Source organism: Emticicia sp. C21 (assembly GCF_003418935.1).
Taxonomy (GTDB): domain Bacteria; phylum Bacteroidota; class Bacteroidia; order Cytophagales; family Spirosomataceae; genus Emticicia.
This window is the reverse complement of sequence record NZ_QVMT01000003.1, coordinates 606,022-631,615: the sequence shown is the minus strand read 5'-3', so window position 1 is coordinate 631,615 and position 25,594 is coordinate 606,022. Positions and strand designations below refer to the sequence as shown.

Annotated in this window: 22 protein-coding genes; 11 read left to right on the top strand and 11 right to left on the bottom strand. The window is 40.1% G+C overall.

All coding sequences use genetic code 11. The features are described from left to right. Window positions 1-20: 20 nt before the first annotated feature. The 3 genes from D0T08_RS10400 to D0T08_RS10390 form a co-directional block, all read right to left on the bottom strand. Window positions 21-1,562, bottom strand: coding sequence for a hypothetical protein (locus tag D0T08_RS10400; protein ID WP_116982555.1), 1,542 nt, complete (start codon window positions 1,560-1,562; stop codon window positions 21-23). Between the two features lie 173 nt (window positions 1,563-1,735). Continuing rightward, a complete protein-coding gene (locus D0T08_RS10395) occupies window positions 1,736-2,899 on the bottom strand; it encodes a hypothetical protein (protein ID WP_116982554.1) in 1,164 nt (387 codons plus the stop codon). A gap of 279 nt (window positions 2,900-3,178) precedes the next feature. Further along, the gene (locus D0T08_RS10390; RefSeq protein WP_116982553.1) at window positions 3,179-4,030 is read right to left on the bottom strand and encodes a hypothetical protein; all 852 of its coding nucleotides are present in this window, start codon (window positions 4,028-4,030) and stop codon (window positions 3,179-3,181) included. 346 nt (window positions 4,031-4,376) lie between these two features. Between D0T08_RS10390 and D0T08_RS10385 the strand changes: the two genes are divergently transcribed. From D0T08_RS10385 to D0T08_RS10370, 4 genes are all read left to right on the top strand, one after another. Beyond that, entirely contained in the window at window positions 4,377-5,564 is a 1,188-nt protein-coding gene (locus D0T08_RS10385; RefSeq protein WP_116982610.1) for a phosphoglycerate kinase, read from the top strand. A 552-nt stretch (window positions 5,565-6,116) separates the two neighbouring features. Next, on the top strand, window positions 6,117-6,482 hold the full coding sequence (locus D0T08_RS10380; RefSeq protein ID WP_116982552.1) for a hypothetical protein: 366 nt from the start codon (window positions 6,117-6,119) through the stop codon (window positions 6,480-6,482). A gap of 722 nt (window positions 6,483-7,204) precedes the next feature. Then, window positions 7,205-8,419: a saccharopine dehydrogenase family protein gene (locus tag D0T08_RS10375; RefSeq protein ID WP_116982551.1), complete on the top strand. Its 1,215-nt coding sequence runs from the start codon at window positions 7,205-7,207 to the stop codon at window positions 8,417-8,419. A 178-nt stretch (window positions 8,420-8,597) separates the two neighbouring features. Beyond that, window positions 8,598-9,338 (top strand): hypothetical protein, encoded by a 741-nt coding sequence (locus tag D0T08_RS10370; protein WP_116982550.1) that lies wholly within the window; start codon window positions 8,598-8,600, stop codon window positions 9,336-9,338. Between the two features lie 101 nt (window positions 9,339-9,439). Here D0T08_RS10370 and D0T08_RS10365 read toward each other — a convergent pair whose 3' ends face one another. Continuing rightward, window positions 9,440-10,138: a DoxX family protein gene (locus D0T08_RS10365; protein WP_116982549.1), complete on the bottom strand. Its 699-nt coding sequence runs from the start codon at window positions 10,136-10,138 to the stop codon at window positions 9,440-9,442. Between the two features lie 482 nt (window positions 10,139-10,620). Here D0T08_RS10365 and D0T08_RS10360 point away from each other — a divergent pair, with 482 nt between their 5' ends. Continuing rightward, window positions 10,621-11,442, top strand: coding sequence for an energy transducer TonB (locus D0T08_RS10360; RefSeq protein ID WP_116982548.1), 822 nt, complete (start codon window positions 10,621-10,623; stop codon window positions 11,440-11,442). A 156-nt stretch (window positions 11,443-11,598) separates the two neighbouring features. Here D0T08_RS10360 and D0T08_RS10355 read toward each other — a convergent pair whose 3' ends face one another. Next, entirely contained in the window at window positions 11,599-12,024 is a 426-nt protein-coding gene (locus tag D0T08_RS10355) for a hypothetical protein (protein ID WP_116982547.1), read from the bottom strand. Between the two features lie 393 nt (window positions 12,025-12,417). Here D0T08_RS10355 and nspC point away from each other — a divergent pair, with 393 nt between their 5' ends. Continuing rightward, the gene (gene nspC, locus D0T08_RS10350; RefSeq protein ID WP_116982546.1) at window positions 12,418-13,554 is read left to right on the top strand and encodes a carboxynorspermidine decarboxylase; all 1,137 of its coding nucleotides are present in this window, start codon (window positions 12,418-12,420) and stop codon (window positions 13,552-13,554) included. A gap of 299 nt (window positions 13,555-13,853) precedes the next feature. Here the strand turns inward: nspC and D0T08_RS10345 are convergent, their stop codons facing one another. The 6 genes from D0T08_RS10345 to D0T08_RS10320 all read right to left on the bottom strand — a co-directional run bounded on the left by D0T08_RS10345 (window position 13,854) and on the right by D0T08_RS10320 (window position 18,097). Then, entirely contained in the window at window positions 13,854-14,963 is a 1,110-nt protein-coding gene (locus D0T08_RS10345; protein ID WP_116982545.1) for an AAA family ATPase, read from the bottom strand. Continuing rightward, a complete protein-coding gene (locus D0T08_RS10340; RefSeq protein WP_116982544.1) occupies window positions 14,951-15,661 on the bottom strand; it encodes an RNA ligase family protein in 711 nt (236 codons plus the stop codon). The genes D0T08_RS10345 and D0T08_RS10340 overlap by 13 nt, the downstream gene beginning before the upstream one ends. Before the next feature lie 423 nt (window positions 15,662-16,084). Beyond that, entirely contained in the window at window positions 16,085-16,528 is a 444-nt protein-coding gene (gene rplI / locus D0T08_RS10335) for a 50S ribosomal protein L9 (RefSeq protein ID WP_116982543.1), read from the bottom strand. Between the two features lie 170 nt (window positions 16,529-16,698). After that, the gene (gene rpsR, locus D0T08_RS10330) at window positions 16,699-16,953 is read right to left on the bottom strand and encodes a 30S ribosomal protein S18 (protein WP_116982542.1); all 255 of its coding nucleotides are present in this window, start codon (window positions 16,951-16,953) and stop codon (window positions 16,699-16,701) included. A 14-nt stretch (window positions 16,954-16,967) separates the two neighbouring features. Continuing rightward, complete coding sequence (gene rpsF / locus D0T08_RS10325; RefSeq protein WP_116982541.1) at window positions 16,968-17,366, bottom strand: 30S ribosomal protein S6; 399 nt, start codon at window positions 17,364-17,366, stop codon at window positions 16,968-16,970. 287 nt (window positions 17,367-17,653) lie between these two features. Beyond that, window positions 17,654-18,097, bottom strand: a complete 444-nt coding sequence (locus D0T08_RS10320; RefSeq protein WP_116982540.1) for a type I restriction enzyme HsdR N-terminal domain-containing protein — start codon at window positions 18,095-18,097, stop codon at window positions 17,654-17,656. A gap of 88 nt (window positions 18,098-18,185) precedes the next feature. Here D0T08_RS10320 and D0T08_RS10315 point away from each other — a divergent pair, with 88 nt between their 5' ends. The 5 genes from D0T08_RS10315 to D0T08_RS10295 all read left to right on the top strand — a co-directional run bounded on the left by D0T08_RS10315 (window position 18,186) and on the right by D0T08_RS10295 (window position 25,544). Beyond that, window positions 18,186-18,959 (top strand): AMP nucleosidase, encoded by a 774-nt coding sequence (locus D0T08_RS10315; RefSeq protein WP_116982539.1) that lies wholly within the window; start codon window positions 18,186-18,188, stop codon window positions 18,957-18,959. Window positions 18,960-19,151: 192 nt separating this feature from the next. Then, on the top strand, window positions 19,152-19,715 hold the full coding sequence (locus D0T08_RS10310) for a hypothetical protein (protein ID WP_147322753.1): 564 nt from the start codon (window positions 19,152-19,154) through the stop codon (window positions 19,713-19,715). Window positions 19,716-19,973: 258 nt separating this feature from the next. Continuing rightward, window positions 19,974-21,749: a 3-coathanger stack domain-containing protein gene (locus tag D0T08_RS10305; RefSeq protein ID WP_147322752.1), complete on the top strand. Its 1,776-nt coding sequence runs from the start codon at window positions 19,974-19,976 to the stop codon at window positions 21,747-21,749. A gap of 109 nt (window positions 21,750-21,858) precedes the next feature. Further along, the gene (locus D0T08_RS10300) at window positions 21,859-23,652 is read left to right on the top strand and encodes a 3-coathanger stack domain-containing protein (protein WP_116982536.1); all 1,794 of its coding nucleotides are present in this window, start codon (window positions 21,859-21,861) and stop codon (window positions 23,650-23,652) included. A 152-nt stretch (window positions 23,653-23,804) separates the two neighbouring features. Next, window positions 23,805-25,544 (top strand): 3-coathanger stack domain-containing protein, encoded by a 1,740-nt coding sequence (locus D0T08_RS10295; RefSeq protein ID WP_147322751.1) that lies wholly within the window; start codon window positions 23,805-23,807, stop codon window positions 25,542-25,544. The last annotated feature ends 50 nt before the right edge of the window (window positions 25,545-25,594 follow it).

Here is a 25,594-nt window from a genome sequence, read left to right as displayed (position 1 = left end):
GCCACAAAACAACATAACCCCTATTTTAATTTTAACAGAAAAGTATCAGAATTTCCTGCTGAGGTTTTCCTGAAATTGCCAAATCTGGCAGAATTGAAAAAATACCCCGTAACTAACAGATTATCGGCAGCATCTATGGCTACATCCTGTACTTCTATTACATTGCTGGAGCTAGCTGTTTTCAGCCAATTAATATGACCATTCATATAAAATTGTGCTATAAAAATATTAGAGTCATAATTCGAAGACTTATTTAAATTATCAATTGAAAAGGCTCTTGAGAATTTACCTGCCACATAAAAATTATTGCCAATTTCATTCATTATTATTTTCTCACCCTGGTCGTCAGATGAACCTCCTGCCGTTTTTAATAACTGAAGCGGGTCTGAAAAAGAACTGGTATAGATAGCCATAAAAATGTCTCTACCGCCCGATGAGGTTGCGGTCTTATCAGCAAAAGTGGCGGTGCCTGAGAAATACCCTGTTACATAATAATTAGACCCAAAAAAACTCAATATTGCTAAACTTTGCCCGGCATCCGCACCAGGGCCACCTGCTGTCTGCAAAATGTTCATATCACCCTCATGATTATATATGGCAAAAAACATATCTGTACCACCTGCCGAAATTCTGGCTTCTGTACCAAAAGAAGCTGTACCGTAAAAATACCCCGTTATGCCTGCACCGCTGCTTTCTGCATAAACATCTAATGCCTGGTCGTTACCTGAACCACCGGCTGTTTGTACCCATACGGAATTACCTGCAGGAGTACATTTCAATAAAAAAATATCCGAACCACCGTTGGAAGTACTGGGGCTTTCTTCAAAATTTACTTCTCCATTAAAATACCCCGCAGTATAGATATTGGTATTATTATAAACTGTTATACTATTGCCCACATCATTGCCGGTAGATCCAAAGGTTCTTACCCATTTAAAAGCCCCGCTTGTATCATATTTGGCTATAAAAATATCCGTCCCACCGGCTGATGTCTTGTTAGTACTTCCAAAAGTAGTTGTACCATTAAAAGATCCGGTGATATACAAATTTCCGTTTTCATCCAGTGCTATATCTCTACCATGTTCTTCACTGGTTCCACCTGCTGTCTGCACCCACAAAACTTTACCATTTTTGTTATATTTAGCAATAAAAATATCATCATATCCGAGCGCTGTTTTACTGATATTGTCAAAAGTGGCATTTCCTGAAAAATAACCTGTTATATAAATATTGCCAACGGCATCGGTAGCCATTCCATTAGGAGAAGAACCACCTGTACCTCCCGTTGTAGCCAAAAGTGCCATATCCGGTACAATATTATCAGGGTCCTGATAACTGCAAAGCCACTCGCTTCCGTTATACACTCTCAGGCACAGAAAGGTAAGGTCATAAGCCAAATCTCCTGTTTGTGGGTTCGGAAGAGCCAGAATAGCCTCATTGCTCAGGCGAGGAGTAAGCGGACTGATACCGCTCGGGTTTATTGTAACACTTTGACCCAGCGTAGGCAAACCTTTAAAACATAAAAGTATGACCACCCAAATGCATAAAGTAGAGATTTTCATATAGATTGCGAATAGAATTTATAAGGATTCGATACACAATTCTAGAAAAACATGCTGATTTATTCCGGCTAAACACCTAAAATTTATTAAATGGTAAATGGGGCTGAGTATAGGCAGAAGTGCTTGAAAAGTAGTTTAAGGAGGTGGTGAAGGGAGTAGAAAAGACCCCATCCCTAACCCTTCCCCAACAATGGGGAAGGGAACTCCAGCCCTCTTACGTCTTCGTAGGCATTGACTACCATCATCTGCAAGTCTTCTATCAAATGCTGCGCATTGGCTCTTTTTTGTTGCACTTCTGCTGGGGTGAGGTTTGCGAGGAAGGTTTTTATCTGCGCATCTAATGGTTTGTTTTCTTCTATCAACCACGATGCCTTATGGAGCAATGCCCATGTATCGGCTTCTTTATTGCCGCAAAATAGCATACTGGCTCCGGCACAGATAGAGCTTACGGCTTTTGAGGGAACTGCTATATGTGTCCACTCCTGTAGCAAGCTTACCAGATGTACATCTATGAAATGTAACTGGCTGCGTGGGACACTTTTCAGAATCGTGATGCCCTCTTTACCCTGGGCATAAGCTAATACAGCATCTGCCTTTTCGCCATAAATGGCTAGTATTAAATGGTGCTTTTGTGTATCCAGATTATCGATGAATCTCAATAGAAATTCGTCTGAATGAGGTTTGGCTAAATTGCCGCAATAGCCGAAGTAGATTTTGCCGTCGTCCTTTTTCCATTCGGGCACATTAGGGTCATTTTCCTGATGGAACAATACGCCGCATGGCAGAATGGTAGTTGGTATTTGCTTTTGATAGCTTTGCTTAACGAACGTCGCCTGATTAGGCCCCAGAGCAATGAGATGTTGAGGTGGTTTCTGATACGTTTTTTTCAACACCCAACGATAAATAAAATTAGTGGGTTTGATAGTACCGGCGGCAGCAAATCCTTCGGGGAATAAATCCATTGACCATAGTACCCAATCTTTCAGAAACCATGTGGCCCAGAAAGGTAATAGCGGTGGGCTTGTCATTACTATCACTTTGCCTTTATTCAGTTTTCTGGCTTTCAGAATCAGGAAAAGCCCGTCCAGCGTACCAGAAATGAGTTTCAGCAAGCCGTTTTTACCCTCATAAATGGTATTAACCGGGTGGAGTATACCAATGGGTTGACGGATTTGTCCGCCTCCGTCATAAGTGCGGTCAATATGCACAATATGTACTTCGGCCTTGTATTTTTCTATCAGATACTTAGCCATATCCCAGGCAGATTCTCCGGTAATACCAGGATTCGGTGGATAATGGCGGTTAATAATTGTAATAACAGGAGCTGTATCAGACATGGGATAAAGGCTTCGTTGAAAGCTGCACAAAGGTAGAGCAATAATGGGAGAAATGGAAATGACGATTCTCTAAACAGTTTTGCCACTATGTATTCTATGAGGCACAATGTTGCACAATTCTTTAATTAAACTTATAGAACTAATCGTTCTTTAAATTATAAAGGTATTTATAAACTACTACCAAATATGTACAAACGTAGAGACAGGGCAATGCCCTGTCTCTACCACGTCTGGCAATTCCGCAAACGTTTATTTCTTGAATACTAATCAAATATCCCCCTACTCCTCGTTCTCCTTATCCCTGTACTTATAGCTGCGCATGATGTTGTATCTGAATACCAGGCCAAAATTAAAGCTGATGCCATTGGTCAGTTGCTGGGCTTTATCTATTAAGGCCTGATTGACGGTATATTTAATATCAGAGCGTACAAGGCCCTTTGGGGCTACGTTGCCTCTGGCAAAAACCACAATTGATAAGCTATTGGATACTCTCCCGTGCAATTCAACCTGAAATTCGGCCTGAGCTACGGCACTTTTATTTAAAAAAGCTTCGCTCGTTATCTGGAGTTTCATCGTGTCTTTCGGATTCTGTGGATCAAAAGAAATTCCGTTAAAAATGCGCTGACCTACTTTTTTATTTCCGGCATCGGGCGAAAGTAATACCCCTACTCCCACATGAAGCGTGGCATTTTTAGTGATAGGGTCTATCGTTAATATCTTACGTTTGTAGCGTATCGGAATGGTTTGCAGCGATGTTCCTAAACGATAAATATACGGAAATGACCTGCCCGAACTTAACGACTGTATCACATAGCTTGGGTTTTTATAATAGCCTGTTTCGATAGACCATACATCATTCATATTATAGCCCAACACAATGCCCCAATACAAATCTTTGCTTTTTTGCTTGCCAATCAGCCCGTCAAGGTTGTTTATGAGCGTAGACTGGTTAGCCTCCATGCCTCCCTCTACCCCAATATACATATTTACCGACTTACGGTCAAGGTTCGGATACGCACTGTTTTTTACATCAACCCGCTGACTTGGCTTTTGATAATACTCATCATCTTCCTGCCCGAAAGCCAGGAACGAACAACACACAAAACTTAATAAAAGTATAACTGACTTCATAATAGTGGAAATGAGTTCAAATTTACGAAAAAACTGAAACCAGCGTTCTTAATTTCAGATACATATCAAGGCTTACCCGATTATATTTCAAACTGAAAGACGCCGAAAAGTTTAAAATAGTTGTTAGGCTAAACAATATTTTTCATAAGCGAAGAAAAAATATAATTATTAAAAGATTTTTTGGTATTTAGTAAAAGAATCGTAGTAAAATTTCGTGATGTTAGCGAAAAGAAAATTTATATTTGTCGTAAGAAAAACGTCTGGCCCCAAAAAAGATTGAGCACAAAGAGAATGAGTAAATTTACTCATTTGCTCAGGCTTATTACTCACTCTCTATCTAACAATGATGAAAACATTAGATACTTATGATTTCTCGGGCAAAAAAGCCCTTATTAGAGTTGACTTCAATGTCCCTCTGAACGACAAATACGAAATCACTGATGACACTCGGATTACTGCAACTATACCTACAATCAAGAAGATTTTAAAAGATGGTGGCTCTTGTATTCTGATGTCTCACTTAGGACGTCCGAAAGATGGCCCAACCGAAAAATACTCATTGAAACACCTGGTAAATCCGCTTTCATTGATATTAGGCGTATCAGTAAAATTTGCTGACGATTGTATCGGAGAGTCAGCTGCTGAACAGGCAGCCAGCCTGAAACCAGGCGAGGTATTATTGCTTGAAAACCTGCGTTTTTATAAAGAAGAAGAAAAAGGTGATGTAGTTTTTGCAGAAAAACTATCGAAACTGGGTGATGTATGGGTAAATGACGCTTTCGGAACTGCTCACCGCGCACATGCTTCTACGGCAGTTATCGGTCAGTTTTTTGAAGACCGCGTTTGCGGATACGTAATGCAGGCTGAAATTGACAATGCACAAAAGATTCTGGAACACGCTGAGCGTCCGTTTACAGCGATAATGGGTGGTGCTAAGATTTCAGATAAAATATTAATCATCGAGCGTTTATTGGATAAAGTTGATACCTTGATTATCGGCGGTGGTATGACTTATACCTTTACGAAAGCACAAGGTGGCGAAATCGGAAAGTCTCTGCTGGAAGCTGATAAACAACCGCTTGCTTTAGAAATACTGGCCAAAGCCAAAGAAAAAGGTGTGAAGATTGTGTTACCATCTGACAACGTTTGTGCGGATAAATTCTCGAACGATGCCAACAAACAAGTAGTAAAAACCGGAGAAATTCCTGCTGATTGGGAAGGTCTTGACATTGGCCCTGAAACGATCAAAACATTTACCGGGATTCTTGAAAAATCAAAAACTATTCTCTGGAATGGCCCGATGGGTGTTTTTGAGTTCCCGAATTTTGCCACCGGTACCAATGCTGTGGCAGAAGCCGTAGTAAAAGCTACCGAAGAAAATGGCGCATTCTCGTTGATTGGTGGCGGCGATTCGGCCTCAGCTATCAATAACGCCGGCTATGGCGACCGCGTTTCGTATGTATCGACAGGTGGTGGTGCCTTATTAGAATATATGGAGGGCAAAACTTTGCCGGGTGTTGCGGCTTTGGAGTAGTTCTATTTGAGGAATGCCTTTCAGATTTTAGACAAAATTTGTATTATGTTTTTTAGGAATGAGCCCGGTATTGTATCGGGCTCATTGTTTTTATATCAGGTTTAATTTTTTTACGTATAGTAAAACATATACAAGGTAATTACAACGTTAGGAATAATATACTACAGACAGAATTGGTAGTGGATGCAAAAGACTAAAAAACCTTCTGATTTTTATTATTCATAAAAGTCATTTCATCAAAAGAGCAACTCAGTAAATTATATATAATAAACAACTTTTTTATTGTGACAACTAAAACATCTATGTTCTATGAATCTAAAATACTTCTTTGCATTTTTTTTAATGTCTGTAACCATTTCTTATGGACAAACCATTAAAATAGATAATGGTATACTTTTTAACTCTTATCATTATAAACCTGGATTATATATTTAAAAACCAACTACCACATCTTATTCTGCAACCATAGGGATAGATTACCTACAAAAAAAGAGAATCTATTTATCGTCACAAATAGGATATTTACAACTAAAAGGTAAAGATTCGTTTGAAATGGGGACAGAAAAAATAGATGTTCTGGAGAAAGCAGATTATTTACATCTGAATACTACATTCAGGTATATATTTATTAAAGATAAAGTCCTGAATGTTTTTATAGGGGCGGGTCCTTTTGTTAATTTGGCATTAGGAGATAAAATATTAAAATCATCTATCTATAATGGATTTCTTCAGTATAGCAATTTCTATTTTGGAGGTAGACCTGAAATTGGTATTTCTAAGGAAATCAATAGATTCAGAATTGACCTGACTGGTCAGTATATGTTTAATCTGACACCCTCTATTGAAAGCAGAGGAGATATTAAATTAACCAATAATACTTACAGCTGTAACTTAACACTTGGTTATAAATTAAGGTAAAGCTTAAAGTGTTTAAACAATAGAGGAAAAAATAATATACCCCCAAAAAGTGACTGCCTTTTGGGGGTAATTCTTATTCAATATCTTTGCTCAACAGCGAACTTATCTTACCATAATTTCACATTCGTAAAATAGAGTCCAACAGCAACAACAAGCGTCAGTATGGCTACTATTACTAGCTCTCCATACTTCATGGGTGATTCAGTTTTTGTAGTCTTTTGCATAATCTCTGATAAAAGGTTTCTGGGATTTAATTATTGATATAACGCATTTCGGAGCGAAAAGGATGCATGGTTTCTGAATAATGTCTTTGTTTTTTTATCTAACGGTGAATTTTGATTTGCTGGATGAGGATTGTATCAACGTAAAAATGGCTAACGCCGCGCCCTTCGACCGCAGCGGCGGCCGCTCCGCTCAGGGACCGGGCTAGACGCTGTAAAACTCGAATCACTATTTAAGTTCTATTAAAAAAATATTAGTCTCTCGAATCGGTACCTGAGCGGAGCCGAAGGGCCGATTGAGCAAGAATCTATGAAGGCTTATTTCTTAAATCTTAATAAAATGAGGACGATAGTCTCATCATCACCCAAACTCTTCACCGAAAAACAATATACAATCAGCCATTATTTTTTCTGAAAATACTATCTTTGCGCCTTGTTTTAAACTTTAAGGGATTTAGTTAGTTGATTAGCTAATATTCATTCATCCTCCAATACATAAAAATGTCAAAAGTAATTATCATTGGTGCCGGTGGAGTCGGCAGTGTAGTGGCTCATAAATGTGCCATGAACTCCCACGTTTTTACGGAAATTCTATTAGCAAGCCGAACCAAATCGAAATGCGATAAAATTGCCGCCGATATTCAGGAAATGCACGGTGTAAAAATACAAACTGCTCAGGTTGATGCCGATAATGTGCCTGAACTGGTAGCGCTGATTAACAGCTTTCAGCCTAAGATGGTCATCAACGTAGCACTCCCTTATCAGGATTTAACCATTATGGATGCCTGCCTTGAAACAAAGGTGCATTATCTTGATACGGCCAATTATGAACCAAAAGATGTAGCCAAATTTGAATATAGCTGGCAATGGGCGTATCAGGATCGCTTCAAAGAAGCGGGTTTGATGGCGCTATTGGGTTGCGGTTTCGACCCAGGCGTGACACAGGTTTACTGTGCCTATGCCAACAAACATCATTTTGACGAAATGCATTACCTCGATATTATCGACTGTAATGCCGGTAATCACGGAAAAGCCTTTGCTACCAACTTTAACCCTGAAATCAACATTCGTGAGATTACACAGAATGGCCGTTACTGGGAAAATGGCGAGTGGGTAGAAATTCCGCCGATGTCGATTCATAAACCAATTGATTATCCGGGCATTGGGCCGAAAGAATCTTATGTATTGTATCATGAAGAACTGGAGTCGCTGGTGAAGAACTTCCCGACGCTAAAACGTGCCAGATTCTGGATGACTTTCGGACAGGCTTATCTGACGCACTTAGAGGTGCTGCAAAATGTGGGTATGACCCGTATTGACCCTGTGAAATTCAACGGGATGGACATTGTGCCTTTAGAATTCCTGAAAGCGGTATTACCTGCGCCTGATACCTTGGGTGAAAACTATACAGGCCAGACCTCAATCGGTTGTCAGATTAAAGGAATTGACGAAGACGGTAAAGATAAAACTTATTATGTATGGAATAACTGCGACCACGCCGAGTGTTACCGTGAGGTAAGAGCGCAGGCGGTTTCGTATACTACGGGTGTACCAGCTATGATTGGTGCGATGCTGATGCTGACCAACGAAGAATGGCTGAAACCGGGTGTATGGAATTGCGAAGAACTGAATCCTGACCCATTTATGGCTTTGCTGAATACGCAAGGGTTGCCGTGGCATGAGCGGGTGAATATCCCTTTACCTCATGAGTATTGAGATAATTCCGCGCCTGAAAGTTGACTTTTAGACTACTGAGTTTAACCGTGCCACGCGCTTTTACTGACGAGTATACGCGTGGCACGGAGTCCAATAAAAAATATAGAGAATCCGCTAAGCACTTAGCGGTTTTTTTTCGTTTTAGGGTTATATTGCAATATATAAACCAGACAATCTAATGAAAGCTATCTCTTTTGCAGTCGCTCTCTTCTTTAGCCTTACCGCAGTATTGGCACAGGATTCTCAAGTGCTTACGGCTGTGGCAACCAATAATATGGCCCGTGTAAATGGCACTCCCGCCGGAACTATGACTACCATGGCCGCCTACGATTTGCGTTATGAAGGCACTAAGGGTTCGAAATATTTTATAGACGAATGGCTGACAGGTGAATTGATTTTTGTGAAAGAAAATACTAAAGCACCCAAGAGTGTTCCGCTGAAATATGATTCGCAGAATAAGGAGTTGTTATTTAAACGCTCGGTGGGAGACTCAATTGTGGTTAATCCTGCGCAGATTTCGGGCTTTATCATTAATGATGCAAAACATAACGTGAGTTATCCTTTTGCCAAGTTTGAGAATTTGAAAACTGAGGGCGGTACTGTGCCTGTAGCTTACCTGATGGTGCTGTATAAAAATAAAACCTCCTTGCTGAAATATGTAAGCAAAATGATGAATAAAGCCAATTATTCGGCCGTTTCGAATGTCGACCGTCGGTATGATGAATACCGTGACAATTCGGAGTATTTTATTCAGAAACCGGATGGCTCATTAAGCAGAGCCAAATTAAAGAAAAGCTCTGTTGTAAAGGCTTTGGAGGATAAGGAGGAACAGATTGAGGCGTTTATCAAGAAAGAGAATATTTCGTTTAAGAATGAATACGATTTAGCACGGGTGGTGGATTATTATAATGGGTTGTGATCGTACATTTCGACTGCGTATCAGCGACTGAAACGGTCCGCCGTGGCGGTCGCTCAAACGGGTATATGATTATCAATATTTTCCGTAAATCAAATAACTATCTACTTTGCCTTTTTAGCCACCTCATACACCTTCAAACACGAATCAAGGCCTTTGCCCTGATTATAAATACAATCACAAAATTCACAGGCGCCGGGGTTGCCTGCACAGCCATTAGTGCATTCTTCCAAAGAATTACCCGGCCGGATATTATATATATGCTGGTTGATTACTACTACTAAAGCCAGTGTTACAAAAACACTTCCAAAGAATACAAACGGGAATTTGTTGTCAGATGGCTTCTTTTCTGTGGCAGGAGTAAGTGCGCTGGATTGAAAGAGATATTTCAATCGGTCGGAGTGCCAGACCAGCAGGAATAGATTAGCCAACACCATGAAAGTAGTGATACGTGTGCCCTCAAAGCGGGTGGCGTAGGTGAGTATACAAATATTGAGAATAATCGGGAAATAAAGCAATGCCCCCAATAGGGCTGTTCTCGGAATCAATAATAACAATGCAGCCAGTAATTGCCCAATGCCAATAGAAGTATAATAAAAGCCTGTCTGGTGCAAGGCATCAAAATAATGGCCTAACGGATGATTGCCTGGTAAGGCTGTAAACCGCTCCCCCATCAATTTCACCCCATCTGATGGAATGAAGCCCAATGCTAAAGTAATCCGGCAAAAAACAGCAAACCAGCGATACCATTTGTTTTGTTTGGCGCGTGTGTACCATTGGGTTATTTGGTTAATTATGGTCATAATTAGAATGTCGGCTAATCAGGTGTAAGTTAATGAAAATTATTTAATTGGGAATTCGCAACGTCTTGTGTCAGCGACTAAAGTCGCCGGCTAAATTAACAAAGGTATTTTTTATGTTAAGCCGGACTTAAGTCCGGCTTGCAATGAAAATAAATCCGTTGTTTTCTTAGCCGGCGACTTTAGTCGCTGACACAAGACGTTGCGAGACTATATGATTTTACCTTCTTTATTATCTAAATTTAGACAATCATCTAACAACCTGATTTTTTCATATAGTCTCCTCTCCTATTAATCACGTTTTTATTCTAAAAATTACTATAATTAAATCTTAAAAGATGCATCTTCAAATCTTTATAAAATAAATATTTAGATAATTATCTAAATATTTATAGATTTTCCTTGCAGGTATCAATTTTGTTTCTTAACGTTGTATCGTAGTTTAACCAAAACTACCAATGTTCAACTTAAACTTTACATACAAAATGGAAACTCCTGTGACGGCAACAACGCCTGTGACGCTCGACGAAATTCTATTCGAGCACCGAAACAAAGACTACGGCGCCTATGAGCTTCGTACGACTTATAAGTCAACCGTGAATCGTGCCATGTGGATTGGCATTACGGCTTTTTCAGCACTCTTTATTACTTCTTACATTTTTGCGCATCAGAAGGAGAAAGTGGAAAAAGTAACAATCTTTGAGTTAAATCCAGGGCTTATCAAACCGGATGAGCTACCGCCAGTTGAACCGCTTCCAGAGCCGGAGCCTCCAAAAGAGATTGTAGAGGTAAAGACAGAAAAGTTTATGGAACCCAAAGTAGTAGAGACAACTGAAATGGAAGAAGTTCCTCCGACACAGGCTGAACTCGAAGTAGCCGCCATAAGCAATGTGGACAAAGAAGGACCAGAAACCAGCGATATTATTACCGAAGTTCCTCCAACAGTTGCTCCTCCTGCCGAAGTAAAAGTAGCCGAGGTAGAAGAAAGCAATGAAGCATTCATACATGTAGAAGTACAACCAACTTTTGCCGGTGGTGTGAGTGAGCTGTACAAATTCTTAAACAAGACATTGAAATATCCGTCGGCGGCTCAAAGAAACAATGTAGGAGGAAAAGTATTTATGAGCTTTATTGTGGAAAAAGATGGCAGCATTACAGATATACAAGTTGCTAAAGGTGTAGGATTTGGCTTAGATGAAGAGGCTACAAGGGCCGTGAAACTGATGCCAAACTGGAATCCGGGCAAACAAAACGGCAGAAACGTGAGAGTAAGATTTACATTACCAGTAACATTTAAATTAGAATAACATTATGAGCACACAATTAATGCCCCGAAGCCCCCCGAAATGATTCATTTCGATTTCGTCAAAATTTTTTTATTTGAGGTAATACCGACAGTCCGGATGATTTTCGTCCGGACTGTTTTTTTGTTATTATTTTTATTTATCTCATCCTGAAATATGTTATCTATATCTATCAGTGATGCTTTTTTGGTATGCGATAAACTTTTCCTCCCAATCCCTATTGGTACTATCAAATTCAAACAATAAAAATGACTTAACTAAATTTAAAAAATCTTCAAGCGAAGGAATTCTTTCTGCTGCTACATATCGTTTACAGTCATTTTGCAGAAAAGAGGTAATTTCAAGAATTGAGTATCTTCTTTCGCCACTATAATTCAACCTTATAATTACGTCTTTAAGTAACATCATTCGACCATAATCATACCGTTCTGGGTAATAACAAAACACTATATAATCATTATTTAACCCATAAACTATTTCGTGAAGATTAGCTCCCATAAAAAATTTCAAGTTTGAAGGAAAAGTATTTTCTAAGGCATCATTTAACCTTTTACATTCATCAAAAATTAAATCAAAATATTTCATCTCTTGTATTCTGTCTAGTCCTTAAACAGGTTTGTGTAAATCTATTTCAGAATTAACGATTTCCTGTGCGATAAACTATAAATTTTTTAGGACGAGTCGATGAATAGTAGAAGCAGCCCGTGTTTCTTTTGTATGTTGCTCAATGACTTTATATTATTTGAGGTAGTATTGATAATCTGAATGATTTTCGCCTGAACTGTTTTTTTGCCACAATGTACACTATGGGACACAATGTTTCACAATTTTTAATAGTGTAACATCGTGTTACCTTTGTGTACATTGTGGCAAAATCTCATAACATAAACCCATATTATATTTCTGCGAATCCAATCAAATCCCTTTAATCTGCCAGAAAATGAGTAATTTTGCCCTCCAATAGATTAATTTCAGAAAATGCCCATTGATATAGCTAAAATCCCGTCGCCGTCTTATGTTTTAGAAGAAAAACTATTACGTCGAAATCTTGAATTATTAAACCGTGTACAGACCGAGTCAGGCGCACAGATTATACTTGCCCTGAAAGGCTTTTCGATGTATGCTACTTTTCCTACCGTAGCCAGATACCTATCGGGTGCTACAGCCAGTTCATTGAACGAAGCCCGATTGATTGTAGAAGAAATGGGTTGTCTGGCACATACGTATTGTCCTGCCTATAAGCCTGCTGAGTTTGCAGACATGATGCGTTATAGCAGCCATATTACGTTCAATTCGTTGAATCAATGGAATCAGTTTAAACCACAAATAGATAAATATCGTAGAAAAATCTCTTGTGGACTGAGAATTAATCCGCAGTATGCTGAGGTTTCTACGGATATGTATAATCCTTGTATTCCGGGTTCACGTTTGGGTATTACGCGTGATTTATTGGGTGAAAAATTACCGGAAGGCATTGAAGGCTTGCATTCACATACGCTTTGTGAGAATGATTCTTATACGCTGGAGCGCACATTGGTACATATCGAAGAGAAATTCGGCGATTTATTGCATCAGATAAAATGGTTGAATCTGGGTGGTGGACATTTGATGACACGTGAGGGTTACGACCATGCGCACCTGATTAAACAGATTAAACGCCTGAAAGAAACCTATAATATTGAGGTGATTCTGGAACCCGGCTCGGCTATCGGCTGGCAGACAGGTTATCTGGTATCTACGGTTCTGGACATTGTAGATGCACAAGGCATTGATGTAGCCATCTTAGACGTATCGTTTGCGGCGCACATGCCTGATACCCTTGAAATGCCCTATAAACCGCGTATCTGGGGTGCTACTGATGCTGTGGAAGGCAAACCGACTTACCGCATGGGAGGTATGACCTGTCTGGCAGGTGATTTTATGGGGGATTACTCTTTTGACCAGCCTTTAAAAATCGGTGATACGGTTGTTTTTGATGATATGATCCACTACACGATGGTAAAAACCACGACTTTCAATGGCGTGGGACTTCCATCGATTGGTATATGGAAAGAGAATGACGAATTTCAGTTGTTGAAGTCGTTTGGGTATAGGACTTATAAGGATAGGATATAATTTTTTGTAAAATGTATTATTCAGTGCTCGCTTTAAATTATCTTGTTTTTCATAGTCCCGGGTTGTTACTTTTTGTTGCTGCAAAAAGTAACCAAAAAGCAGCCATCATTTAAACTCGTACAATTAAAAAACTGAAAAGCCTTTGCTAAAAAATAGTACTCTTCACATTTTTTAATCGTACTCAGACAGGAAATGATGTTTTATGGTTACCATTTTTAGTTGTTATATTTAATTTTTTATGGTGTCTGCTCTTTAAAAAGAGCAGACACTCTTTGGATGGATATTGAGTGAGGTGATTTTTAAACTACATAAACCACCGCATGCGCCTCATCCAGTTGGGGGACTTCCAGTTTTTCTATCATTCGCTCTAATATATTCGCAGGTACTACGTGCTCACGGTTTCTGTTCTGATTTGCTAATTGCTGATAGGGTACTTCGAGATAAACCAATTTCACAGTTGCCCCATACGTGACCATTAAATCTATCAGTTGTTGTCGCATCTGACGGGTGATGTTGGTGGCATTCCAGACAAAAGACTGCTTCTTACGCAAATAGATACGCGCCTGCTCTTTTGCCAATTGTATCACCTTGCCATTGTTTTCCTTATCTGTCGGACTGATTTTCAGTTCTCTTCGGATATCATCCAGGCTAATTACAGGTATATTAGGCAAATTCTTCTGAATATAGGTATCCTTTCCGGTACCCGGCAAAGCCGATAAGATAATCACCTCAAAAAAGCTGTCTTTATCCTGATAAGGCTCGTAATCTGCGCTGCGGGCCTCTTTATTGAAATACTCAAATCTTGCTAAATCAGAGGGGAAAGCTCTGGGTTTGCCCCAACAATCTTTCTCTATGCAAAACTCTTTGAATAACTCCACTTTATACAATAGCTCTGCTTTATCGGCACACATTCTGCCCAATACATCGGCCTTTGCCAGCAACATGAGCCATTGGGTATTTACTTCCAGACTTGCTGCAAACAGTGCTTTTTCTGGGTTTTCCTTCTCAAAAATCCAAAGAGGCAGGCCATGATAGCGCACCAGTTTAGCAACGGCTTCGCGGATGGCAAAAGGGGTTGGTATTTCCCTATACAGTATTTGTCTGACTGTCCTCTCCCCTTTTTTGGCATGTCCTTTTGAGGTGATGCTACCATCTTGTTCGAACACCGTCGTTGAGCGTTTTTCAATATCATGCATCAAAGCAGCAGCCCACAGAATTTCCTGTGCCTCTATATCCAAAGCCTGAAATTCAGGTAGATTACAAAGTTCCTCAACCACCATTCTGGTATGCACTTCTACATCGCCCTCGGCGTGGTGGCGGGCATCCTGCGGCACTCCTCGCATATCACGCACCCACGCAAAGGTTTCGTAAAGGTGCTCCCATGTTTTATTTTTGCTTAATTGCCACATCTTTCACCTCCTTTTTCGTGTAGCAGGGCTGCGCGTTTCCAGTTGCGTGTCCAGTGCTCGTCGGTTTTTACGTGTCCTTTTCTTACGTATTTTAAAACATTTGCAGCAAAATCGTCTACCGGATATTCTGCCATATTGCGGCTTACGATGCCCTCTATAGTACACGGTTTTTGCGTTGATACATCATAAGAATCGAATACGCTTGGCTGCGAAATCTTTGCCAGTACGTCTGCCTCAAAATTTTGCTGAAGCATAGGCATGGTTGCTTCGCCCAAGACATTTACCACTGGTAAATCGAATAATTGGGCTATAAACTGAGTTTCTTCCCAAGAGAGCCAATGGTCTGATTGCCTGATACCAAAGACAAAGTAATGCGATGGGAGTTTCCGGTACTCGATGGAGTGGATGGCGTACAGGTTTTCGCCGAAAATCTCGTAATCGCCCAGGTCATTCTTTAATAGCTCCCAATGCTGGCGTATCTGTTGTGTCCACGGTGAGGTGGTTGGAGTGGCGTGCGAGCGCGCAAAGACCCCATAGCGGCTCAGGCAATTGTTTTCACCATCGAGTTTTTCGGTGTGGACAATGCGCGGTATCTGTTGGAAATCGTTCCAATAAGTCTCATTGATTCTATCGTCGGAAGTCGTACCCGGAGAAAACGGATAATGGTACGTTCTTCCATATTTTCTTGAAATTGCCATTTTGTAATTTAATTAAATCCTGAACAATACCATAGCATCCTGCTGATTATCAGCAAGTTACTGTCGATGATGTTTGGATACGCATTACATGGTTTCTCAAGAATTATAGGAGTTTGAGTAATTTTTTTGTAAAGGTAGGGAGATTTTTTGGAAGAATGAAATTGTGCCTCGGCTCTATGACGACAGCGAATGAAACGGTTCGCCGTCGCGGTCGCCGTCTAAATTAACAAAGGAATAATTTATATGTAAGCCGGACTTAAGTCCGGCGATGTATACGAAAATAAACCTTTGTTGTCTTAGACGGCGAAGGCGAACCGTTTCATTCGCTGTCATTTACAGACAAATATTAGGCGAGTTTTCAAACAAAAAAAGGCCTTTCCCCAAAGAGAAAGACCTTTTTTAAATATATCGTATATAAAACGATTACGCTTCAGCAACTACTTTTACAGTTACTTTTTGTTTCACTTCTTTATGAAGGTCAACAGTAGCTGCGTAGTCACCTACGTTTTTGATATCTTCTAAAACGATTTTCTTACGGTCGATGTCATAGCCTTTTTCTTTCAAGGCATCTGCCACTTGTGTGTTAGTTACACGACCGAAGATACGACCACTCTCACCTGTTTTCATAGGGATAGTGATTTCGATACTGCCGATAGCCTCTGCTGTAGCCAAAGCTTCAGTTTTGATTTTCTCTGCTTTGTGGGCAGCTTGTTTAAGGTTTTCTGCTAAAACCTTGCGATTCGACGCAGTGGCTAATTGTGCAAAGCCTTGGGGAATAAGGTAGTTACGGGCATAACCTGGCTTTACAACAACCAGATCATTTTTGTAGCCTAACCCTACTATATCAGTTTTTAATATTATTTCCATCTTGATACTTGTGAATGAGATATTTCATTAGGCGATTGAGTGATTGAGTGATTGTGTGATTGTGTGATTGTGTGATTGAGTGATTATTAAATCACATTTATTCACTGAAGCGATAGCTTCCTAATCACTAATTCACCGCGCGGCGGCCGCTCAATCGCTAAATCACTAAATTATTTAAGTCCGTCTGCTACGAATGGTAATAGGGCCAGGTGACGAGCACGTTTGATGGCTACCGAAACTTTGCGTTGGAATTTAAGGCTATTGCCCGTCAGACGACGAGGAAGGATTTTACCTTGCTCATTCACAAATTTCAATAAGAAATTCGGGTCTTTGTAATCAACAAATTTGATACCTGCTTTTTTGAAGCGGCAATATTTTTTACGAGCTGTATCTTTTCTGTCTACAGGGTCGTTTACCAATGACATTGTGTTATTTCTCATTATGCGTTTTCTTCGGTTGTTGCTTCTGCTTTGTCAGCTTTAGCAGGTTCAGAACTTTTCTTACCAATTAAGCCTTTGCTACGGCGGTCGCTATAGTCAAGAGCATATTTGTCTAGTTTTGTAGTCAAATAACGCATAACACGCTCATCACGTTTGAAATCGGTTTCCAGCGTTGCCACGATTTTCGCGTCAGCTTTGTACTGGAACAACTGATAATAACCCGTATTTTTGTGCTGAATGGTATATGCCAGTTTGCGAAGACCCCAATGCTCTTCGTGAACTAACTCAGCACCATTATCAGTCAATGTTTTTTTGAATTTTTCGACAGCTTCCTTTATCTGGGTATCAGATAAAACGGGAGTTAAAATGAAAACTGTCTCATACTGGTTTTGAAACATACTAAAAACAGTGTTTAAATAAAATTAAAGATTTGTTCTCAAAAATGAGGGTGCAAAGGTAGGAGTTTTTTGGGAGAATGAAAAGTATTGTGGAGATATTTTTATTGTGTGATTGAGTGATTGAGTGAATTAGTGATTGAGTGATTATTTAATATTGAATTCACTAATAACAAATTATCAATTATTGATTTATTCACTAATTCATTAATTCGTAATTCGCCATTCTAATCACTAATTCAATCAATCACTCATTCACTAAATCACTCAATCACTAACTCACTCAATCACTAAATTCTTCTAGGTATATCCTGCAACTGCCGAAAGCCCTGGCTCACAAAATCAATCTCAAAACAAAAAGTCTTCAAACCATTGGTAATAGCAATGTGCGGGCACTTCAAAGTAAGATTATAACGGGAAGCCTGCTCAATCACCGCCTGATTGATGGGTACTTCGGGGGCTTTGCATTCTATCAGAAGAAAGGGCAGACCGTCATTATCGAATATGACAATGTCGGAGCGTTTTTGTAACCGGTTATATTTCAGTCCGCCCTCTAAACGAATCAGGTTTTTGGAGTATTCGTAATGGTTAATGAGCAGGTGCACAAAGTGCTGCCTTACCCACTCTTCGGGGGTGAGAACCAGATATTTTCGACGGATACCGTCAAAAATGCAGATTTTTCCCTTAATTTCCTTAATTTTGTGGTCGAAAGGTGGTAGGTTTAGCTGTATCATCTTTCCTATTAACAATGCGTTAAATTATCAAAGCCTCTATTTGGTTTTGCGTAATTGAACCTAATTTTATAACAAAAATAGATTTATTATGGAGAAAAAAGAAGAGATTGTTGCAAACTGGCTTCCCAGATACACAGGCACTGCCCTATCAGAGTTTAAACCGTATATTCTGCTGACGAATTTTCATAACTACGTAGATATGTTTGCCGAGATGTTTGATGTAGAAGTGAAAGGCAAAGATAAACCCATGCAGACTGCCTCGGCGGGGCACATCACCATTATCAATTTCGGGATGGGTAGTGCCATGGCGGCAACGGTAATGGATTTACTCTCGGCGATTGACCCAAAAGCAGTATTATTCTTAGGTAAGTGCGGTGGCTTAAAGAAAACAACCCGTGTAGGAGATTTGATTCTACCGATTGCGGCCATTCGCGGAGAAGGAACCAGCAACGATTATGCCCGTCCAGAGATTCCTGCCTTACCGTCGTTTCGTTTACAGAGGGCCGTTAGCTCGATGATTAAGAAACATGAGTTAGATTACCTGACCGGAACAGTGTATACTACTAACCGCCGCGTATGGGAGCATGATACGGTTTTTAAGGATTATCTACGCGAGATACGTGCGATGGCGATTGATATGGAAACCGCTACTATCTTTATTGTAGGTTTTGTAAACTCTATCCCGCATGGCGCATTGCTATTAGTTTCTGATAGCCCTATGACGCCGGACGGCGTAAAAACCGAAGAAAGCGACAAAAAAGTGACAGGCAGTTTCGTAAAAAACCATTTACAGATTGGTATTGATTCTTTAGAAGAACTAGCCAATTCTGGCGAATCGGTGAAGCATTTGAGGTTTGAGTAGAGGACAACCCTTAGCCCCTAAAGGGGGACTCAACTCCCTTATCGACGTAAACAGTAAACAGCTTTATGGCTGTTTTTTTTATTTTTGGGTTGTGGTGAAATTTGTATATTTGTCCTGGTTTATAGTTAATTTCGACTTTACGAAAGTAACCCATTATAAACAGAAAGTGACTAAAATCTAAACTACTTTTATATGAAAAAATCTCTTCTTTTATTCTTTTCTTTAAGTATAATTTGTGTCGTGGTAGCTGGTTGCGGAGATAGCCAAACCGAGAGTCTGGCTCCATGCCTTAAAGGTACTTTTGGTGGTAATAGTCCTTTAAAAGTTTTTTCTGATGAAGACATAAAAAACAATGAGGTGACAAAATTAGAGAAACGGCTCACTTTCAGAGATGATGGTACCGGGTTTTATTATATACCTGTAGTAAAAAATCAATTTCCTGAATATAGAGTAGAATTTACCTATACCAATAAAAATGAGATAGTAGAATTAACAGCTACAAAACTTTACATCAACGGCGTAGAGGCTCCACCTGACGGTGTAAATAAAGATGAGGTATTGTTAGAGAAGCGTCTAAAATTTTACAAACTTTTTCCTGCCCGTGTTCAGCAGCTAAATTGCAATTGTACAAGCAGCACTTTGCAAACAAATTTCTTAGGCAAAATAGACTACTTTTCTCCACTTGATAATATGGGTGATATAGTATTTGAATGGAATAAAATAACTGATGTACCAACATGGGTAAAAAGAAATTGATTTACATTTAGCTTGTGGTTGTTTTGACAGATAAAAAAGCGAGACAAAAGATAGTTCACTATCGGTGAAATTTTGACTAAAGCCAATTGGTTGATATATCTTAGTACTACAATTTAACTTAAAGGAGTTCAGGTAGATATAAATGGCTTTGAGCGGTCGGATAATAAATGGTGGGGTTATCCGGCGTTTTTATTTTTTGTATATTTGCTTTTGAATTAACCGGACTAAAAAGTTTTTAACCTCATACCAAACACTACTGTGAAGAGAATTTTACTGTTTTTATTTAGTTGTTGTACCTCTATTCTATTTGCTCAAGTTTCGACTATAAAAAAAACACAAGTCATTCAAACACCACCGGCTGCGCCTGTTATCAGTGGGCTTATTTGCGGAAGTGCTCCAATGAAGGTCTGGGATAAAACCTTTGGCGGAAATGCCTATGATGCTATTAATACAATGATTACAACTGCTGATGGAGGATATTTACTGGGAGGAACTTCCGGCTCTGATATTTCGGCAGATAAAAGTCAGGCACCGCAGGGAATATGGGATTTCTGGATAGTAAAGACTGATGCAAATGGTACTAAGCTCTGGGATAAACGCTTTGGTGGAGATAGCTATCAGGAAGTACGTTCAATACTTCCTACTGCCGATGGCGGTTATCTATTAAGTGGATTTTCCTTTTCTGGTGCTTCAGGCGATAAAACAGAGGCTTCGCATGGGCAATCTGACTATTGGCTCGTGAAAATCGATTTTAATGGAAATAAATTATGGGACAAGCGCTTTGGCGGAAGCGGTGAGGATGCATTGAGGAGGGTGTGTGCCACCACTGATGGAGGTTTTTTATTAGGAGGAGGTTCCAATTCAGCCATTTCAGGAGATAGAACAGAAGACTCAAGAGGTGATAGTGACTACTGGGTAGTAAAAATTGACGTCAACGGTAATAAAGTATGGGACAAACGTTTTGGCGGAAGTAATAATGATGCTTTAACCTCAATTGTTAAAACTGATGATGGATTTTATCTATTAGGTGGTGTTTCTGCTTCAGGCATTTCCGGAGATAGAACTGAGGATTCAAGAGGTGGTCAAGACTATTGGCTTGTAAAAATTGATGGTAATGGCAATAAATTATGGGACAGGCGTTTTGGTGGTTCTGCTACTGATTGGATGGACGTGCTTTTACCGACCAGTGATGGCAATTATTTATTAGGGGGACAGTCGATGTCAGGCGTTTCGGGAGATAGAACACAGCCTTCACAAGGAGGATATGATTTCTGGATTGTAAAAGTAGACCCCAATGGCAATAAGCTTTGGGACAAACGCTACGGTGGCAATATGTTTGATATTCCGACGGCAATGGTGACGGACACTGATGGAGGGTACTTATTATCTGGGTATTCTGACTCAGATGCTACTGGCGACAGGACTGAAAACTCAGAAGGAACATATGATTTTTGGACAGTCAAAATCAACAAAGACGGTGAAAAACTCTGGGATAAGCGTTTTGGTGGAGATGGCTATGATTATCTGTCTTCAATGATTCCAGTAGAGAGTGGAGAGTATCTATTAGCCGGTTTTTCCAGCTCAGGTATTTCAGGAGATAAAACCAAGGCATCGCAGGGGCAGGAAGACTTCTGGGTAGTAAAAATGACTGCCTGTCAGCCAGCTACTAATTTCTGTGAAGGAAAAACCTATACTCTAACAGCTACTAACTGTGCAGGAATCATCAACTGGTCTAATGGGGCAACGGGCAATAGTATTGAGGTCAATACTGCCGGAACATACACTGCTACCTGTACGGTGAATAATGAAACCAGTGTAGCCAGTAATAGTATTATCATTACTCCCACTGCGGCTACTTTGAGTGGCAATGCTACTTCCGGAACAAATCAGGCAATTAATACTATTACTTCTACCCAAACCATCCCAACAGGCATTAATACCACCTATCAGGCAGGTAAAAGTATCTCGCTGCAAGGCACTTTTCAGGCGCAAACGGGGAGTGTGTTTAAGGCGGAGATAAAGGGGTGTGAGTAGCGCCCCCAGCCCCTAAAGGGGAGTAAAAAAGAAGCATAGTAGTGCTAGATAATAGTTTATTATTCTAACTAAAAAAGACTTTTAAAGTTCGATAGAACTAAACCACTTCATGAAAAAAATTATACTGATTATTAGCTGTTTTACTTGTGTCATTCAGGCTTTTGCTCAGGTAGCTGCTATTCAGGAAACTAAAGCTATTCAGGTAGCGAAAGCAGCGGCGCCGGTTATTACAGGAACCGTTTGTGGAAACGGACATACCAAAGTGGGAGAAAATCGTTTTGGCGGAGATTTTCTTGAAGAAATGAATGTCATGATTTCAAGTAACGACGGAGGATATTTATTAGGGGGTTCTACCCGTTCACAAGTATCAGGTGAGCAGACCGGAACGCCAAGAGGAGGCTATGACTATTGGATAGTGAAAATCGATGCCAATGGTAATAAATTATGGGACAAACGTTTTGGCGGCGGCAGCGACGACGCAGTTACTTCTTTACTGGCAACAAGCGACGGCGGATATATGGTGATGGGAGATACTTACTCTGGTGTTTCGGTCGATAAAACTGCACCCAAAAAAGGAACACATGATATATGGCTTATAAAAATTGATGCCGATGGTAACAAACTCTGGGATAAGACCTTTGGCGGAAATCTTCAAAATTACGCCGCCGATATTTTACCTGCCGACAACGGAAATTTTCTGGTAACAGGTTATTCTAATTCAGAAATTTCAGGAGATAAAACAGTATCACCCATAGGAGGTAGTGTAAATGGCGACTTCTGGATTATAAAAATTGATGCCAGTGGTAATAGAATCTGGGACAAAGTGTATGGCGGATGGGATGGTGATTATATACAATCGGCTATTAGCACCGATGATGGAGGCTATTTACTGGCAGGTACCTCTGCTTCAGGAACCGCCGGAGGTCTCAAAACAGATCCTTCGCAAGGCTATGATGATTATTGGGCAGTGAAAATTGATGCTAATGGCAATAAAATCTGGGATAGAGCTTTTGGAGGAAATATTTTAGATTTATTAAAAAAGGTAATCAAAACCAATGACGGAGGTTACTTATTGGGAGGTGTTTCACATTCTGGTATTAGCGGAGATAAGACTGAAGACACCAGAGGAGATTTTGATTATTGGTTAGTAAAAATCGATGCCAATGGTAATAAAGTATGGGATAAGCGTTTTGGCGGTGATAAACCAGAAATACTGAAAACCCTGATTGCCACACCAGATGGTGGTTATCTGATAGCAGGCGGGTCTTCTTCCGGTATTTCAGGAGATAGAACAGAGGATTCAATGGGCTATATGGATGCCTGGTTGCTAAAACTAGATGCCAATGGTAAAAGAGTATGGGATAAACGTTTTGGCGGAAATTATAATGACTATATCGCTTCAATTAATCCAATGGCAAATGGCGATTACTTACTGGGAGGTTTAAGCGGCTCGGATACTAACGGAGATATAACTGTACCTAGCAGAGGGTACGACGATTTCTGGATTATGAAAATGAATACCTGCCAACCCACTACCATTTTTTGTGCAGGGCAAACGTATGTCCTCACAGCCACCAACTGCGCCGGAACCATTACCTGGTCAACAGGCGCCACAACCAACAGTATTCAGGTAAACAACGGAGGCACTTATACCGCCACCTGCACCATCAATAACGAAACCAGCTCAGTCAGCAATAGCATTATTGTTACGCCAAATACAGTAAATCTAAACGGCAACGCCACCAATGGCACAAATCAGGCAGTCAATCATATCACCTCTACCCAAATAATCCCAACAGGCATAAACACCACCTATCAGGCAGGTAAAAGTATCTCGCTGCAAGGCACTTTTCAGGCGCAGACGGGCAGTGTATTTAAGGCAGAGATAAAGGGGTGTGAGTAAGCATGGGGCAGAGGGGGTGGAGCTTGGAGAATTTTGTAGCGTATTCTCAAACGGTCGGATAGTACTTCAGGTTATTATCTGACTGTTTTGTATATTTGCTATTGAATTATATCAGACTAAAAAGTTTTTTTAATCTTATACTAAACCCTGTTGTGAAGAAAGTTTTACTGTTTTTATTTACTTGTTGCACCTCTGCCCTATTTGCTCAGGTTTCGGCTATCAAAGCAACACAAGTCATTCAGGCGCCTGTTATTTCGGGATCGGTTTGTGGAAACGGTTTTACTAAATTATGGGACAATGACTTAGGCGGGAATATGTATGACCTGTTATTTGCAACTGTTGCTACCGACGACGGAGGTTTTTTATTAGGGGGTTCTTCCATATCTCTTGCTTCGTGGGAAAAATCAGAGGGTCGCATTGGCCGCGACGATTACTGGATTATAAAAATAGATGCTAATGGCCATAAACTTTGGGATAAGACTCTGGGTACTGCAAATGATAATTTTCTCCGCTCAATTATTAAAACCAATGACGGGGGCTTTTTATTAGGGGGATTCTCTTTCATAGACCAGACAAAGGCAGATGATTTCTGGATAATAAAAATAGATGCCAATGGCAATCATTTATGGGATAAGTTTATAGGAAGTAATAGTAATGATAATTTTTCTACCATGACCGCAACTAACGATGGAGGTTTTTTATTGTTTGGTACAAATTTTTATACTGCTTCAGGAGATAAAACCGCTATAGGGACAGGAGAGGATGATTTCTGGGTAGTAAAAATAGATGCTTATGGCAATAAAATCTGGGATAAAGCCTTGGGTGGAACTGGTAGTGAAAAGTTAAATACAGTTATAGCTGATACAGATGGAGGCTACCTGTTAGGAGGATATTCTCATTCGGATAGTTCCGGACAAAAGTCAGAGGCTTGTAGAGGAAACTCTGATTACTGGATCGTAAAAATAGATGCCGAAGGTAATAAAATCTGGGATAAAACCTTTGGAGGAAGTGGTGAAGATGGCTTGAATTCTATTATTTGCACAGCTGATGGTAAATACCTATTAGGTGGATATTCTGCATCTGAGATTTCAGGAGATAAAACCGGAGTAGCGAGAGGAAGTTACGATTTCTGGGTAATAAAAGTAGATGCCTTAGGCAATAAAATCTGGGATAAAAGTTTTGGAGGGGATAATTTAGATATGTTAAATAGTATGCTTCCGATGGATGATGGAGGTTATCTGATAGGTGGTACGTCTTTCACCTCTATTTCGGGGGACAAAACTGAATATAATCGTGGCTATTGCGATTTTTGGCTAATAAAAACAGATGCAGTTGGCAATAAAGTCTGGGATAAAACTTTGGGAGGGAATCATATTGAAACCCTGGTATCGATGCTTGAGATTGGAAATGGAAACTATTTACTAACAGGTACTTCAGTTTCAGATGATTCAGGCGATAAGACTGTTCCAACACGTGGTGTAGAAGATTATTGGGCGGTAAAAATAAATACTTGTCAGCCTTCTAACACTTTCTGTGAAGGGAAAATCTACACTCTGTCAGCCACCAACTGCGCCGGAACCATTACCTGGTCAACAGGCGCCACAACCAACAGTATTCAGGTAAACAACGGAGGCACTTATACCGCCACCTGCACCATCAATAACGAAACCAGCTCAGTCAGCAATAGCATTGTTGTTACGCCAAATACAGTAAATCTAAACGGCAACGCCACCAATGGCACAAATCAGGCAGTCAATCATATCACCTCTACCCAAATAATCCCAACAGGCATAAATACCACCTATCAGGCTGGCAAAAGTATCTCATTGCAAGGCACTTTTCATGCCCAGATGGGGAGTGTGTTTAAGGCGGAGATAAAGGGGTGTGAGTAGTTAACGCTTCTTTCTGAAATAGGTTTGTGCAAACCTATTTCAGAACTAGA

Bases quoted from the DNA above. Each gene is read 5' to 3' on its own strand.
- rpsR (WP_116982542.1), bottom strand. From the start codon at position 16,953: ATGTCATTGGTAAACGACCCTGTAGACAGAAAAGATACAGCTCGTAAA.
- D0T08_RS10340 (WP_116982544.1), bottom strand. From the start codon at position 15,661: ATGGCAATTTCAAGAAAATATGGAAGAACGTACCATTATCCGTTTTCT.
- D0T08_RS10355 (WP_116982547.1), bottom strand. From the start codon at position 12,024: ATGAAATATTTTGATTTAATTTTTGATGAATGTAAAAGGTTAAATGAT.
- rplI (WP_116982543.1), bottom strand. From the start codon at position 16,528: ATGGAAATAATATTAAAAACTGATATAGTAGGGTTAGGCTACAAAAAT.
- D0T08_RS10385 (WP_116982610.1), top strand. From the start codon at position 4,377: ATGAAAACATTAGATACTTATGATTTCTCGGGCAAAAAAGCCCTTATT.
- D0T08_RS10320 (WP_116982540.1), bottom strand. From the start codon at position 18,097: ATGATACAGCTAAACCTACCACCTTTCGACCACAAAATTAAGGAAATT.
- D0T08_RS10345 (WP_116982545.1), bottom strand. From the start codon at position 14,963: ATGTGGCAATTAAGCAAAAATAAAACATGGGAGCACCTTTACGAAACC.
- D0T08_RS10365 (WP_116982549.1), bottom strand. From the start codon at position 10,138: ATGACCATAATTAACCAAATAACCCAATGGTACACACGCGCCAAACAA.
- D0T08_RS10360 (WP_116982548.1), top strand. From the start codon at position 10,621: ATGGAAACTCCTGTGACGGCAACAACGCCTGTGACGCTCGACGAAATT.
- D0T08_RS10315 (WP_116982539.1), top strand. From the start codon at position 18,186: ATGGAGAAAAAAGAAGAGATTGTTGCAAACTGGCTTCCCAGATACACA.
- D0T08_RS10395 (WP_116982554.1), bottom strand. From the start codon at position 2,899: ATGTCTGATACAGCTCCTGTTATTACAATTATTAACCGCCATTATCCA.
- rpsF (WP_116982541.1), bottom strand. From the start codon at position 17,366: ATGTTTCAAAACCAGTATGAGACAGTTTTCATTTTAACTCCCGTTTTA.
- D0T08_RS10400 (WP_116982555.1), bottom strand. From the start codon at position 1,562: ATGAAAATCTCTACTTTATGCATTTGGGTGGTCATACTTTTATGTTTT.
- D0T08_RS10380 (WP_116982552.1), top strand. From the start codon at position 6,117: ATGGGGACAGAAAAAATAGATGTTCTGGAGAAAGCAGATTATTTACAT.
- D0T08_RS10375 (WP_116982551.1), top strand. From the start codon at position 7,205: ATGTCAAAAGTAATTATCATTGGTGCCGGTGGAGTCGGCAGTGTAGTG.
- nspC (WP_116982546.1), top strand. From the start codon at position 12,418: ATGCCCATTGATATAGCTAAAATCCCGTCGCCGTCTTATGTTTTAGAA.
- D0T08_RS10390 (WP_116982553.1), bottom strand. From the start codon at position 4,030: ATGAAGTCAGTTATACTTTTATTAAGTTTTGTGTGTTGTTCGTTCCTG.
- D0T08_RS10310 (WP_147322753.1), top strand. From the start codon at position 19,152: ATGAAAAAATCTCTTCTTTTATTCTTTTCTTTAAGTATAATTTGTGTC.
- D0T08_RS10370 (WP_116982550.1), top strand. From the start codon at position 8,598: ATGAAAGCTATCTCTTTTGCAGTCGCTCTCTTCTTTAGCCTTACCGCA.
- D0T08_RS10300 (WP_116982536.1), top strand. From the start codon at position 21,859: ATGAAAAAAATTATACTGATTATTAGCTGTTTTACTTGTGTCATTCAG.